Origin of the sequence: Marinifilum fragile (assembly GCF_963677365.1) — a bacterium.
GTDB lineage: Bacteria > Bacteroidota > Bacteroidia > Bacteroidales > Marinifilaceae > Marinifilum > Marinifilum fragile.
Genome location: NZ_OY781962.1, coordinates 4,652,561 through 4,666,140 on the forward strand (window position 1 = coordinate 4,652,561; position 13,580 = coordinate 4,666,140).

Consider the following 13,580-nt stretch of genomic DNA (forward strand, 5'->3'; position numbering starts at 1 on the left):
AAAAATATATAATAGTCTGCAAATATAAATCAATTAACTAGTTTTGTGGAGTTTTATTATTTCAGGATCACTAATTTTTGAAATTTATTTACAGTTTTTCCATTATCAGCTCGAACTTTTACACGATAGAAGTAAACTCCACGGCCAATGGAATTTCCAAAATCATCTTTTCCATCCCATTGAATGGGTCCAACCCTGTTGCCAGATGAACTAATTGTAGTTTCGATGGTTTTAATTAATTTTCCTGATACTGTTAGAATTTGAATGAGAACATCCAATTCGCTCGAAGCTTGATTGTGTTCAAAGTAAAAGCCAGTATTTGTGGTAAATGGATTAGGATAATTTAGCACATGTTTGATCACCAAATCAGCTGTTTCGGCAACAACAAAGTCTAAACTGGCAACCGATGAGTTATTCACATTATCCCAAACTTTTAATTGTATTTCATGTTCTCCGGTTTCCAATTCACTAAGCTGGTAACTTACTTTTCCGCTTTTGTAGTTGTCCAGATCTGCTTCGTAGAAATCATTTAATTCAATTGGGGTTTCAGATTTTTGATCCAGTATTGCTATTAAATCATGACCAATGGAGTTACCAACGGTATTGATTCCGCTTGCATCTTGAACGATAGCCAATAAAAGGGGATTTTCATTGGTCATTCCTCCTGGGGTAAATTGTTCATCATTCATGTACAATTCTATTTCCGGACCAATTTTATCATCGCTAGCACCAGGATTGGTTCCTCCAACTATAATAGAATTAGTAAAACCAGCAGCATCGGAAGTGCTGCTTGATGCATAATATGAGATTTTACCATTACCATATTGATAGTTTATATCTTTTGGGACAAAGAATGAGAAATTGAAAATACCATTTTCAATACTTGCCTTTCCCTTGTATAATATGCTGGTTTGGCTGGTGTACTCGAATGGATCTCCATCATTCCCCCTGGTTGATTTATTGATGGCTTTGTCGTAAATGGTTGGGTAAACAATGCCATTAAAACCATTTAGATTTGCTCCGGCCCCGGAGGTAATTTTACCTGAAATTTTAATCTCGCTAAGAGCTTTTAATGTGTCCACGGGTTGGGATATTACCACATCATTTAGGTGTGTACTAATGGCATTGTGTTCCGGGTAGTTTAAGCGTAGTGCTGGATCACCCAAAAGAGTAAAGTTTCGCTTGTTGATTCCCGAGGAGGTTGCATTTTTAGTCAGTCTCATGATATCACCCAAACGATAAAACTTACCATCTGAGGTTCGTTCAAATGCATAATTGTAGAAATTTTGATTCAGGGTAAAATTTGGAGATGAAAAAACAAGTCGGGTAGTTGTGAATAGTCCAATCCCACCTCCATTATCGCGAAGAAAGATTATTTCTCCAGCCGATAATTTTTTGTAGTTGTCGAATCGACTGAACTCACATGTTGCAGTCATAAACAATGGAAGTTTTACAGGATTCTGCCAGGAATATATGTCATCAGTCATTAGAATGTGCTCGTGAGCCAGACCATTTTCATTACCGTGTCCCGTGTAATTCATGATCAATGTTCCTTTGTTAATACTTTCATTGATTTCCGTATTTACACTAGGATATCGCTGACCAGCCGAACTTGTTATTTGCTCAAAATCATCTAAAAATATTCTTTGAGCTCTGTATTGAGGGTAATTGTTTTCAATTTGGACAGCTAGCCTGTTGGCATCTCGCATGTGAGTATTGCTATCTTCATCGTCACCGATAAAACAAATCATTGTTTGCCAATCACCTTTTTCTGCAGAATTGTAATTTAGAATTTTCTTAACTACGATTTGCGCCTCTTCAGAAGTATTGACGGGGAATCTTCCTATTCCAATATCTACAAGTCCCGTTGCTTCTCCTTCACCATCGTCCAAAAGCCCGAAATAATCATCGGTTACGAAGGATTGTGTTGGACTAAGTGAGTTCTCAGATTGGTAGGTCAATATCTTATTCGTGTTACTTTCTCTATCCGATTTATTATCGAAGGAACCATCTCCCAATAGCAATAGGTATTTGATCATATCTGATTCGCCAGTTGAGCGATCATAGAACATCTTAACAAAATTTCGAATGGCTGAAACATCATGTGCACCTGAAGAAAACTCATTAAAAATTGCATTCTGATCTACGACAGTAACGTGTAAATCATCATGGTTTCGGTGAAATGCAGCAAGCTGTTCGGCATGAGATAAAAATTGATTGGCACTAACAATCAGCATGTCAGTTTGTGGCAAGGCATGTAAATTTTGATTTTGTAGGCTGCCAATCACTGTTGGTTCAGGAAAATTACCTTCAGGATTGAAAACTACAAACTCTTTTAAGCTGTTGGTTGATGTGTTAAAGCTGCCTGTAGTTCCATTTAAACTAAGAGGAATTTGTTTTATCGCATTTTGATTACTAACATCCCAAACGCTTGTTGAGGCGGAACAGTTCTGAATTTGAAAGCGTGAAATATTGCCAGTTGCTACAGATTCGATATCTCTAAACGCCATTTGTGAACCTTTTAGAAATAGATTGCAGCGAGCATTTACCCTTAAGTAATCTAACCAACCAATGGATGAAGCAGAACTTTTTTCATATTCCAGATGGATATCAACTTTGTCATTTGAAGGTGTGAAACTGGTAAAGCTTTTTTCCTCCAATTTTGCATAAGTAGCGGTATAGCTTCCTGTGTTAACTGCCGAAAAATTAATTGCACCAATGTTAATTGAGCCAGAACTCAACTTTAAGGTGGTTGTAGAGGATGATCTTGCAGCGAAACGTGCTGTAACAATTGCACTGGCAGTATTTTGTATGTTGGAGAAGTTGAAACTGTAATCAAATTCTGTTGTTACATCGAATTCCTGTCCTAGCCATAACCTGCCACTTTCCAATAAATTGGTTTCATCAATGTCTATTACTCTAAAATCATTAAAGGAATTAACTGTATTTGTAAAACTTGATTCGGAGTTTTGCTGTTGTATAATTTGTGCACTTCCTTGGTCTGAACTCAAAAAGTAATATGCATGATCGGAATACAAATGATTTTCATGAACGAATTCAGAGTTCTCTTCATCGTATCTCCAATTTCTTGGTCCCTTGGCGTAGAATAACAGAAAATCACCATCATTAAAAATTCCATCGCTGCCAGTATTAAAATATACTGGAACCACAGGAAGATCATCTGTTACCAATTCTGAATTCATCTTGGGAAGCATTCCTCCACCATAACCATAAATACGAACATTTGCAGGATTCGAAATTCCCATATCGCTTAACTGCTGATAGGTAATTTTGTGAATTGCAGTCGTGTCAACTGAAATTTTCACCCATTTTCCACTGCTTAAAATAGAGTTGCTAACATAGTTTTTTGCTGATTTTACACTTGTTTGTTGACTGATCTTTTTGAATCGAAGTTTAAAACTGATTAGTTTTTCGATAGCACCATTTGTTGGATTTTTTCTAATTGGAACAAATTGTACTTTTTGATACTGAATTTTCCTGATTGAAACCGACTCTGTTTCAGGCTTTATTTCTGAAGAAAAAGTTTTATTTCGTAAAATTTGCTGTTCTATGGAACTTAACTGTTCAAAATGCGTATCCAATAACTCAACAGAGAAAATTTCTCCGTCTGAACCTGTTCTTTGTAAGTGATAAAATTCAGGTAACCAGTTGTTCGTCAGATCAAGTGATGCGCCATTAAAGCTTATGGTTCTAATGTTTTCTCCATCTGGAGATGAAATATAAGTATCAGACCAATTTAGCTTGAAAGTTTCGGAAGTTTGCGAAAAACTCAGTTTTCCGATCAATAAAATTAGAACAATTATGAGATAGCGCATTTTTTGGGTTTAAGTATCGTTATTGAAAACAGAATTAACGCAAATTAAATAAAACTTTACACATTGGCGAGTAAACTGCATATGATATCTGAAACTTGATATTTTTACTTGTAGCTGAAAATCTTTTATTAAAAAATGATTCAGCTTGCGAAATGAAGAGAAAATCAGGATTTAAATTTTACTTCAGAGTATCAGTTAGATGAGTAAAGATTAGATTTTTCAATGAAAAATGTTAAATATTTAATCGAAAAACTAAAATCATATACAATAAAATTATAGCACTTTTAGTTATATTTGTTGAGTTAAGTATTTTTGAAGATAAACTACATTCAATCTATTATGAAACTAAATTATAGCATAGTTATTGCTGTTTTTGCTGCTGGATTAATGATCTTCCCATCATGTTCGAAGGTTAAGAGTTTGGTAGGTAAAGGAGAAAAGTCAAAAACTACGGGATGGGCATACAATGATCCTGACAATGGAGGTTTTGAATATCATAGCGGTTACCAACAGGCTACAGGTCCCGGACTAAAATTTGTAGAAGGTGGTACTTTTACCATGGGTAGAACCCAACAAGATGTAATGTACGATTGGAATAATGTACCTAGAAGAGTTACGCTTCCATCTTTCTATATCGATGAAACAGAAGTTCGTAATGTTGATTATCTTGAATACTTACATTGGACAAAGAGAGTTTACGTTTCTTATCCTGAGGTTTATAAGAAAGCATTGCCGGATACTTTGGTTTGGCGTGATGAGTTGGCTTACAACGAACCATATGTAAATAATTACCTGCGTCATCCAGCTTATGCTGAATACCCAGTAGTTGGTGTATCTTGGGAACAAGCTGTTGATTACTGCGAGTGGCGTACCGATCGTGTAAACGAACAAATTCTGATTGATAAGGGTATTTTAAATCCGGATCCTGCACAGAGAGATGAGAATAACTTTAATACAGAAGCATATTTAGCTGGACAGTATGAAGGTTCAGTAAACAAGAACTTACCTGATTTAGATCCGGATAACGAAGAAAGACAAGTTCGTTGGACTGATGGTATTCTACTTCCTAAATACCGCCTGCCATCCGAAGCAGAATGGGAATACGCTGCTACTGCATTGATTGGAAATTCGGAAGAAGAACGAATTACAGATAAAAGAATTTTCCCATGGAATGGACACTGGGTGAGAAACGAGAATAAAAAAGTTCGTGGTAAGATGATGGCTAACTTTGCTCGTGGACGAGGAGACTATATGGGTACTGCTGGTGCTTTGAATGATGCTGGTGATATAACAGCACCTGTAAATTCATTCTGGCCAAACGACTATGGTTTGTATTGTATGGCAGGTAATGTTAGCGAATGGGTTGCTGATGTTTACCGACCAATGTCGCCAGAAGATATTGCAGAATTTAATCCATATCGTGGAAATGTATTTAAAACAAAAGTACGTGACGAGGAAGGAAATATCGCTGAAAAAGATAGTTTAGGACGCATTCGTTACAGATTGCAAAAAGATGAGGAATTGGTAGGACGTGAAAACTATAAGACTGCCGATAATCGTAACTATCGTGATGGTGATGTAAGTTCAAGTATTGTTTCTGATTACGAATGGAACAATCCAGAACATCAAACACAAGGTTCAAGCCGTATGTATGTGCAAGGTAGAGGACAAGATGGTAGCGATTTCAGCTCTATGGTTACTGATAACTCAAGAGTGTATAAAGGTGGTTCTTGGAAAGACAGAGCTTTCTGGTTGGCACCAAGTGCTCGAAGATTCTTGGATCAGAAAGAAGCAAGAGATGATATTGGTTTCCGTTGTGCGATGACTCGCGTAGGTAGACCTACTAGAAAATAGAGAAGTAGTTTTCGAAATAAAACAAAACCCCATTCTATAAAAGGATGGGGTTTTTTATTAATTTCGTCATTCAAATATTATGAGACAATTCCAATGGAAAATTCTAAACTATACAGCTTATTTAAACAGTATCCAATTGTTGTTACTGATACAAGAAAGATTGTTCCCAATTCGATTTTCTTTGCATTGAAAGGAGCAAATTTTAATGGGAATAAGTTTGCTGAATCAGCAATTGAAAAAGGATGTAAATACGCTGTGGTTGATGAAGAAGAATTTGCAGTGAACGACTCCTGTATTTTGGTTGATGATGTTTTGACAGCATTGCAGGATTTGGCCAGAGAGCATCGCAGGAGTTTAGGAATTCCGATTTTGGCCATTACAGGTACGAATGGAAAAACTACAACCAAAGAATTGGTTAATGCTGTATTGAGCATGAAATACAAAACTTTTGCGACTCAAGGCAACTTTAACAATCATATAGGCGTGCCTTTAACATTGCTATCAATGACCGAGGAAACAGAATTTGGAGTTGTTGAGATGGGAGCAAATCACCCAGGGGAGATAAAGTTTTTGTGTGAGATTGCAGAACCAAATTTTGGAATCATTACCAATGTTGGGAAAGCGCATTTGGAAGGTTTTGGCTCGTTCGAAGGGGTTAAGAAAACCAAGAAGGAGTTGTACGATTACTTGCAGGGTAGAGGCAAGGTTTTTGTGAATTGCGAGAATGATCATTTAATGAGAATGCTGAATGATCAGGAAATATATAGCTATGGCAATAGCGAAGAGGCCGATAGCAAAGCCAAGTTCTTGCAAGCTGCACCTTACTTGGTATTGGAATTAAGATCTCCGAAAATTGGCAAGCTTTACATCAAAACCAAATTGATTGGAGGCTACAATTTCGAGAATGCCTTGGCAGCCGTTACGGTTGGACGATATTTCGATATCAAGGAATCGGATATAAAAGTGGCCTTGGAGAACTACGAACCAAGCAATAATCGTTCGCAACTGAAGAAAACCGAAAAGAATGTTTTGTTTTTGGATGCCTATAATGCTAACCCAACCAGTATGGGAGTTGCGGTGAACAATTTTGCCGATTTGCCAATGAAAAACAAGTTGGTGATTTTGGGAGACATGTTGGAACTGGGAGAAGATTCAGAAAAGGAACATCAGCAATTAATTGACTTGTTGCAGGAAAGATCTTTGGAGAATGTATACCTGGTTGGAGATGTTTTTTCGAAGGTGAATACTGAGAATCAGTTTAAAACATTTCTTACGGCAGAGGAAGTAGCTGCCATATTGGAGAAAGAAGAAGTTAAGAATTATTATATCCTGATAAAGGGATCGAGAGGGATTCAATTGGAGAAGTTGGTTGAAAAATTATAGAAATGGGAATAGCTTGGATTTATTTAATTGTAGCGGGATTATTTGAGGCCGTTTGGGCCATTGGACTAAAATATGCACAAGGATTCACGAAACTGTGGCCAAGTGTAATCACCATTGTTGCTATGGGCATTAGCCTGTACTTTTTGGCTTTGGCCATTAAAAATTTACCAGTTGGTACGGCATATGCTGTTTGGACAGGGATAGGAGCTTTATCTACAGCGGTACTAGGAATCGTTTTGTTTGGAGAGCCTGTTCATTTCTCTCGTATATTCTTCATGTTCCTTTTGCTGGTTGCCATTATTGGATTGAAGTTTACGGCTACTACCTAGATGTTTTTTTGTCGATAGTTTGAGATCCATTTGATGAATTAGGAATCATTACCCAAGCAGAATCGATTGTTATTGATTGGTAAGATATTGCGGTGCTCTGCACCTTAATGATAATTGCAATGTCAACCTATCTATAAATATTAAACAGCGCTGCTGCTTAAAGACAAAATAAAGTAGGAAACTCATATTGGATTGGTGTGGAACACCAGAATATTTATAGCTCAAGGTTCAATATAAATGAACAGGGGTACAGCGTACCGTAATTTTTCCAATTATTTATCTCCAGGAATTCGTATTTAGCGGCTTATGATCTGTGGAAAGAACAGACATCCTATTTATTTGCATTGAAACATTAATGAAAAATAGTTACTGATTTATTTTTCATTTATTGAATACAACTTCTTCTGTTGTTCTGTTATTCAGTTATCTTTTGTACCTACTTGGTTGAGATACTTGTTTTTCTAAAGATAGTTTGTTTGTAATGTATTGCAATACATGCTTGTAGTGTTGTTCTTGTGACTTTATATATTATTATGTAGCCCCAATGGAAAGCTTCAACCGAGCGGTGGAATGCTTCAACCGAGTGGTGGAAGATCGTAACCGAGCGATGGAAAACTTCAACCTAGCACTGGAAGATTGCAACCGATCACAGGAATACTTCAACCTGAGGGTGGAAAATTGCAACCGTTTGGCGAAAATCTGCAACACGATGAAGGAAGATCATAACCGAGCGACGGAATACTATAAATAGGCAGTGGAATGCTGTAACACATCAGTTCTAAAGCTTAACCATTAGATGAGGCATGGCAAAATAGGGTCTGATTGCTACAACCAGGCATTTAAGCATTATTAATAATTAGGAATTTAAAGCAAACAGGCAGTATGGCTATGCTTTTAGTTGCTGTTCAATCTCAGAATATCTTTTCTTTGATCTGAGAAAGTAATCAAAAATGATGCTATTGCGGTAAATTTCTTTATGATGATTCTTACTTACAAGAGGCAGCAATTCTTTACGCTTTTTACGGAATTGGCCAATCATGGCATAGAATGACATGTGCGCCTTAAATACGGCTGCAAAGTTGGCAAATTCGCCACCAAGCAAGAATTTAAAAGCTGCAACACCATCTAATACCATTCTGTAAAAGAATGTGGATATGAATTTATTGGGTGGTAGGTTTTTGTACAACATCAGCAGGTTGTTGCGGAAATTTAGGAACAACTTACGCGAACTGTGGTTGGGAAGGGTTGCCCCGCCAACATGGTAAACCGTTGAGTTGGTGTCGCAAATGATTCTGTGACCCTGGTTTTTAATACGCCAGCACAAGTCGATTTCTTCCATGTGCGCAAAGAAATCTCCATCTAAACCACCTGTATTCTTGTAGATTTCAGCTCTGATAAACAGGGCAGCACCGCTGGCCCACAGCACATCAATATTTTTATCGTACTGGGCAGTATCCTCTTCAATGGTATCAAGAATTCTACCTCGGCAAAATGGGTATCCCAAATAATCGATAAAACCTCCTGCAGCACCGGCATATTCAAAATCCGACTTGTTGTGGTAAGCTTTAATTTTTGGTTGAGCAGCAGCAATATCGGTATTGTTTTCGAACTGCTGGTAAATGGAATCTAACCAGTTTTCACTGACCTCTACATCCGAGTTCAGCAGAACAAAGTATTCATGATCGAGTTGAGCCAAGGCCCTGTTGTATCCTTCGGCAAAACCATAGTTTTTATCCAATTGAATCAATCTGATATCAGGATATTCCTGCTCAAGAAATGCAATGGAATCGTCGGTTGAGGCGTTATCAGCCACAATTACTTCGGCCCATTCTCTTTTAGAGTGGCCAACAACTGAAGGAAGGAACTGTTTCAAAAGCTCTTTGCCATTCCAATTTAGTATTACAATTCCAATTCTATTCATTTCTTCTTAAAAATATCTAAAAATCAGTAACTCTATTGTTTTGTTGACTGATAACTATTTACTGCTCACTGTTAACTGTCTCTCTTGTGTTTCCAACGCTTGTGCGACCACAACCAGTAAGCAGGATTTTTGCTAATGTATTCTTCTAAAACACGAGTATGTTTTTCGGTAATTTCGAATTCTTCTGTCTCTTTCGGATGATCAAACAAAGGAATGAAATCAACCTCGTAATAACCACGTTTCACCTTCTGCATGTTAATAAAAACCACAGCCTGATCCAATTTCTTGGCAATACGCTCGGTTCCTTGCAAAATCGGTGTATCCTGATTTAAAAATTTGGTCCAGTAATGAATGCTGTTTCTGTTTGGAGTTTGATCGCCAAGAAAAACAGTTACGGTAAATTCTTTTTCGCTTCTATACCTTAGCATGGTTCGCAAAGTATCATCTTTCGGAAGCGTTTTGGCACCAAATCGTTCTCTTAATTGGATGTATAATTTATCGAAAACCTTATTGTGAAGTGGTTTGTAAATTGGAAGCAAATTAACATCTTTCCAGGCAGGAAAGGAAGTCATCCATTCCCAATTTCCATAGTGACCAAGAATAGCCATTACACTTTTACCAGATTCTTTATACTGATTGAAAAAATCAGGTTGTAGGAACTTACATCTTTTTTTGATTTCCTTCTCGCTTATGGTCCATAGTTTAATGGTTTCGATAAAGCTATCGCAGAAATGCGAGAAGAATTCTCTTCCTATTTTTTTAATCTCCTTATCAGATTTCTCGGGAAAGGCATTCTTTAAATTGGTGTGAACAACCTGCTTGCGATATCCCACAACATGGTACACAATAAAGAAAATGATATCTGAGAAAATATAGAGTACTCGTAAAGGCAAATAACTCAATAGTTTTATAAAGCCATATGCGATATAGGAAAAAAACTTAGCCATGTTTATTAGATCAATAAAAAGAGAGTTATTTAAGCATGTACTTTTGCACCACCGACTTGAATTCTTCCTGAACCAATCCGTTTGATGCAATGATTTCTTTTCCGAAGATGTAATTATCACCTCCTTTAAAGTCGCAAACCGCTCCGCCAGCTTGCTTTACAAGGAAAGAACCAGCTGCAACATCCCATGCCTGAAGGCTATATTCGTAAAATGCTTCGAATCTACCACAAGCCACATAGGCCAAATCGGTAGCCGCAGAACCAGGACGACGAACACCATGAGAATTCAGGATGAAATACTCCAATGTTGCCATGAAGTTTTTTAGTAAATCGTAATCGTAGTAAGGAAAACCTGTAGCGATTAAAGAAGCATCAACTGTATTTGCCTTTGAAACATGAATTGAATTGCCATTTAAGAAAGCACCATCAGCATCTTTCCAAGAGTAAAAACATTCGTCAAGACTTATTTCGTAAACTACGCCCAAAACAATCTCATCGTTTTCCTGCAAGGCAATGCTTACTGCAAAAGGAGAGAAGCCATGAATGTAATTGGTTGTTCCGTCAAGCGGATCGATGATCCAATTGAAACGATCGGCACGATAGGTTTCGGTTCCTTCTTCGGCAATAAAACCTGCTTCAGGAAGAATCTTCTTCAACTCGGTAATAATTAATTCTTCCGATGTTTTGTCAACGTAGGTAACAAAATCGTGCATGCCTTTGGTTTCAACTATATCGGCTTTAATTTTATTCTGTTGCTCTTTGATAAAAGCACCAGCTTTTTTAGCAATTTCGTTGGTTTTCAGGCATAAATCTTCCAATTGGTTCATGACAAATGCGATTGGTAGTGATTTAAAATTGATAATTTACCTCAAAGCTAATATCAATTCTTGAAATATGATTAAATAATCGGTCTAAAACTGAACTCCGCTTCATTTAACAATTTAGCATCAACATGTCCATTTTCGTTAATGTTTACAAGCTGAACCTTTGCCAATTGATTGCTTAGGTTTTGGTTGTAAGGAATTTCTACCTTGATGTAATTTTCGGTGAATCCGTACATTTTACCATTGTCATTGTATCCTTCAAACAATACTTCAAGTTCCTCGTTTAGGTGTTCCTGATAAAAAGCTCTTAGTTTTTTATCAGAAAGGATCTGGAACATTTTAGCACGACGCTTTCTCTCTTCAACTGGAACAGATTCTTTAATTTCAAGCGCCTTTGTACCTTGTCTTTCCGAATAAGGGAACACATGAAGCTGACTAATTGGTAATTCGTTAATGAATTTATAAGCATCGTTGAAATCTTCTTCGCTTTCTCCACGGCTACCAGCAATCACATCAACACCAATAAAAGCATCGGGAAGTAAAGATTTGATTTTCTCGATACGTTGAGCGAACAACTCTCTGTCGTATCTTCTCTTCATCAGCTTCAGAACCTTGTTCGATCCTGCCTGCAATGGAATATGAAAGTGGTTTACAAATTTCTTTGAACCGGCAACAAAATCAATGACGTCATTGCTCAACAAGTTCGGCTCTATTGATGAAATTCTGAAACGCTCAATGCCTTCTACTTTTTCCAATTCTTTAATCAGATCAAGAAAAGTCTCGTTGGTACTTTTACCAAAATCACCAATATTTACACCAGTAAGGATTATTTCTTTAGCACCTTCGGCAGCAACCTTTTCAGCTTGTTTTACCGTGTCGGCTATGCTGTTGTTTCTGCTTCGTCCTCTGGCATAAGGGATGGTACAATAGGTACAGAAGTAATTGCAACCATCCTGAATTTTCAGGAAACATCTGGTTCTGTCGCCCATCGAGTAGGATGAGTGAAAATCTTTAACCGATTCTACCTCACAAGGCTGTAAGTCGCCAGTTCCTTTTTTCTCAAGGTGATCGATGTACTTATGGATATTGAATTTTTCGTTTGCACCTAAAACCAAATCAACACCTGGAATTTCAAGGATTTCCTTTGGTTTTAATTGAGCGTAACAACCAATAACCGCAACAAAAGCATTCGGATTGGTTTTAATTACTTTCTTAATGGCTTGTCGGCATTTCTTATCGGCCTGATCGGTTACCGAACAAGTATTGATTACGTAGATATCAGCTTTTTCTGTCATCTTCACCGTTTCGAAGCCCATTTCTTTAAATGATCTACCTATGGTTGAAGTTTCTGAAAAATTCAATTTGCATCCTAATGTATAAAATGCAACAGTTTTACCTTGCAACATATTCTTTCCCTCTGCTGATTATTAAATTATTGCGATAAAAAAGAACTGAATCAATTTCAATTGAATCAGTTCTAATTATTGCAAATAAAATAGTTTGCAAATTTATAAAAAGAATTAGGTTTTAAGGCAATTCCTAACTAATTAGAAGCCTATTGGACTTATATTCTTTATAAAGTTGATGAACAATACCATCGGAAACTCCAATTTTAGGTACATGAATTGTATCTGCTTTTGCCCATTCCATCACGCTTAAGAAAATTGTTGCTGCTGGAATAATAACATCGGCTCTGTCGGGATTCATATTGTAATTAATCATCAACTCTTCGTAGGTGTATTGCTTTAAGTCGTAATAAATGTTTTTTAATTCCCTGTAGCTGATGTATTTTTCTTTTCTAGGGGTAGCAAGTTTTACCAAACGGTTGATATTACCTCCGGAACCAATAATCTCAATATTTTCGCAGTTAGGGCAAATGTCCAATAAACATTCTTTTATTCGAATGAACTCACCTTTGGGAACACAATCTTTCAGGATTTTAATGGTTCCAACATTGAAAGATGCTGAGAAAGTACAAATGCCTTTCGAGAATAGAGTGATTTCTGTACTACCACCACCAACATCAACGTACAAATAATCTTTATTCGGCTCTAAAGTATCGGCAATTTTATTGTCGAATATGATACTGGCTTCTTCTTTACCATCAATAATATCAATTTTAATATTAGATTCGTCTTCGATTCGTTTAATGATTTCTGGTCCGTTAGCAGCTTCACGCATGGCCGAGGTAGCACATGCACGATAATTAACAACTTCGTGAACTTCCATTAAATGTCGAAAGGCTTTCATCGATTTAATCAACTTCTCACCTTTTATAGGGGAAATAAATTTATCAATGAAAGTATCAGTTCCCAAGCGAATAGGAACCCTGATTAATGATGATTTCTTAAAATGCGTATTTCCGCCTTCCTCAAACACGTTCATAAACAGTAATCGGATAGCATTTGATCCGATGTCTATGGCAGCAAATTTCATTATTTTCATACGCGGTGGATTTGATTTTAATTTTGGTTACAAGCATCAAAT

The 13,580-nt window shown here is 36.9% G+C and carries 9 protein-coding genes; 3 read left to right on the top strand and 6 right to left on the bottom strand.

Annotated elements, in window-relative coordinates:
• Positions 1–56: 56 nt before the first annotated feature.
• On the bottom strand, positions 57–3,836 hold the full coding sequence (porU, locus tag ACKPCA_RS18950; protein WP_321280476.1) for a type IX secretion system sortase PorU: 3,780 nt from the start codon (positions 3,834–3,836) through the stop codon (positions 57–59).
• A gap of 339 nt (positions 3,837–4,175) precedes the next feature.
• Here porU and gldJ point away from each other — a divergent pair, with 339 nt between their 5' ends.
• The 3 genes from gldJ to sugE all read left to right on the top strand — a co-directional run bounded on the left by gldJ (position 4,176) and on the right by sugE (position 7,402).
• Complete coding sequence (gene gldJ, locus ACKPCA_RS18955; protein WP_054714475.1) at positions 4,176–5,690, top strand: gliding motility lipoprotein GldJ; 1,515 nt, start codon at positions 4,176–4,178, stop codon at positions 5,688–5,690.
• 93 nt (positions 5,691–5,783) lie between these two features.
• Positions 5,784–7,073 carry a UDP-N-acetylmuramoyl-tripeptide--D-alanyl-D-alanine ligase gene (locus tag ACKPCA_RS18960; RefSeq protein WP_321280477.1) on the top strand — a complete coding sequence of 430 codons (1,290 nt, stop codon included), beginning with the start codon at positions 5,784–5,786 and terminating at the stop codon, positions 7,071–7,073.
• A gap of 2 nt (positions 7,074–7,075) precedes the next feature.
• Positions 7,076–7,402: a quaternary ammonium compound efflux SMR transporter SugE gene (gene sugE / locus ACKPCA_RS18965; RefSeq protein WP_305067095.1), complete on the top strand. Its 327-nt coding sequence runs from the start codon at positions 7,076–7,078 to the stop codon at positions 7,400–7,402.
• Between the two features lie 886 nt (positions 7,403–8,288).
• Here the strand turns inward: sugE and ACKPCA_RS18970 are convergent.
• The 5 genes from ACKPCA_RS18970 to ACKPCA_RS18990 all read right to left on the bottom strand — a co-directional run bounded on the left by ACKPCA_RS18970 (position 8,289) and on the right by ACKPCA_RS18990 (position 13,538).
• Positions 8,289–9,323 carry a glycosyltransferase family 2 protein gene (locus ACKPCA_RS18970; RefSeq protein ID WP_321280478.1) on the bottom strand — a complete coding sequence of 345 codons (1,035 nt, stop codon included), beginning with the start codon at positions 9,321–9,323 and terminating at the stop codon, positions 8,289–8,291.
• Positions 9,324–9,394: 71 nt separating this feature from the next.
• Positions 9,395–10,270 (bottom strand): lysophospholipid acyltransferase family protein, encoded by an 876-nt coding sequence (locus ACKPCA_RS18975; protein ID WP_321280479.1) that lies wholly within the window; start codon positions 10,268–10,270, stop codon positions 9,395–9,397.
• Between the two features lie 25 nt (positions 10,271–10,295).
• Positions 10,296–11,096, bottom strand: a complete 801-nt coding sequence (locus tag ACKPCA_RS18980) for an inositol monophosphatase family protein (RefSeq protein ID WP_321280480.1) — start codon at positions 11,094–11,096, stop codon at positions 10,296–10,298.
• A 71-nt stretch (positions 11,097–11,167) separates the two neighbouring features.
• Complete coding sequence (gene mtaB, locus ACKPCA_RS18985; protein ID WP_321280481.1) at positions 11,168–12,499, bottom strand: tRNA (N(6)-L-threonylcarbamoyladenosine(37)-C(2))-methylthiotransferase MtaB; 1,332 nt, start codon at positions 12,497–12,499, stop codon at positions 11,168–11,170.
• 133 nt (positions 12,500–12,632) lie between these two features.
• A complete protein-coding gene (locus ACKPCA_RS18990) occupies positions 12,633–13,538 on the bottom strand; it encodes a Ppx/GppA phosphatase family protein (protein ID WP_054714490.1) in 906 nt (301 codons plus the stop codon).
• Between the last annotated feature and the right edge of the window lie 42 nt (positions 13,539–13,580).

Coding starts and splice junctions, on each gene's coding strand:
- ACKPCA_RS18980 (WP_321280480.1), bottom strand. CDS start 11,096: ATGAACCAATTGGAAGATTTATGCCTGAAAACCAACGAAATTGCTAAA.
- ACKPCA_RS18975 (WP_321280479.1), bottom strand. CDS start 10,270: ATGGCTAAGTTTTTTTCCTATATCGCATATGGCTTTATAAAACTATTG.
- porU (WP_321280476.1), bottom strand. CDS start 3,836: ATGCGCTATCTCATAATTGTTCTAATTTTATTGATCGGAAAACTGAGT.
- gldJ (WP_054714475.1), top strand. CDS start 4,176: ATGAAACTAAATTATAGCATAGTTATTGCTGTTTTTGCTGCTGGATTA.
- ACKPCA_RS18970 (WP_321280478.1), bottom strand. CDS start 9,323: ATGAATAGAATTGGAATTGTAATACTAAATTGGAATGGCAAAGAGCTT.
- mtaB (WP_321280481.1), bottom strand. CDS start 12,499: ATGTTGCAAGGTAAAACTGTTGCATTTTATACATTAGGATGCAAATTG.
- ACKPCA_RS18960 (WP_321280477.1), top strand. CDS start 5,784: ATGGAAAATTCTAAACTATACAGCTTATTTAAACAGTATCCAATTGTT.
- sugE (WP_305067095.1), top strand. CDS start 7,076: ATGGGAATAGCTTGGATTTATTTAATTGTAGCGGGATTATTTGAGGCC.
- ACKPCA_RS18990 (WP_054714490.1), bottom strand. CDS start 13,538: ATGAAAATAATGAAATTTGCTGCCATAGACATCGGATCAAATGCTATC.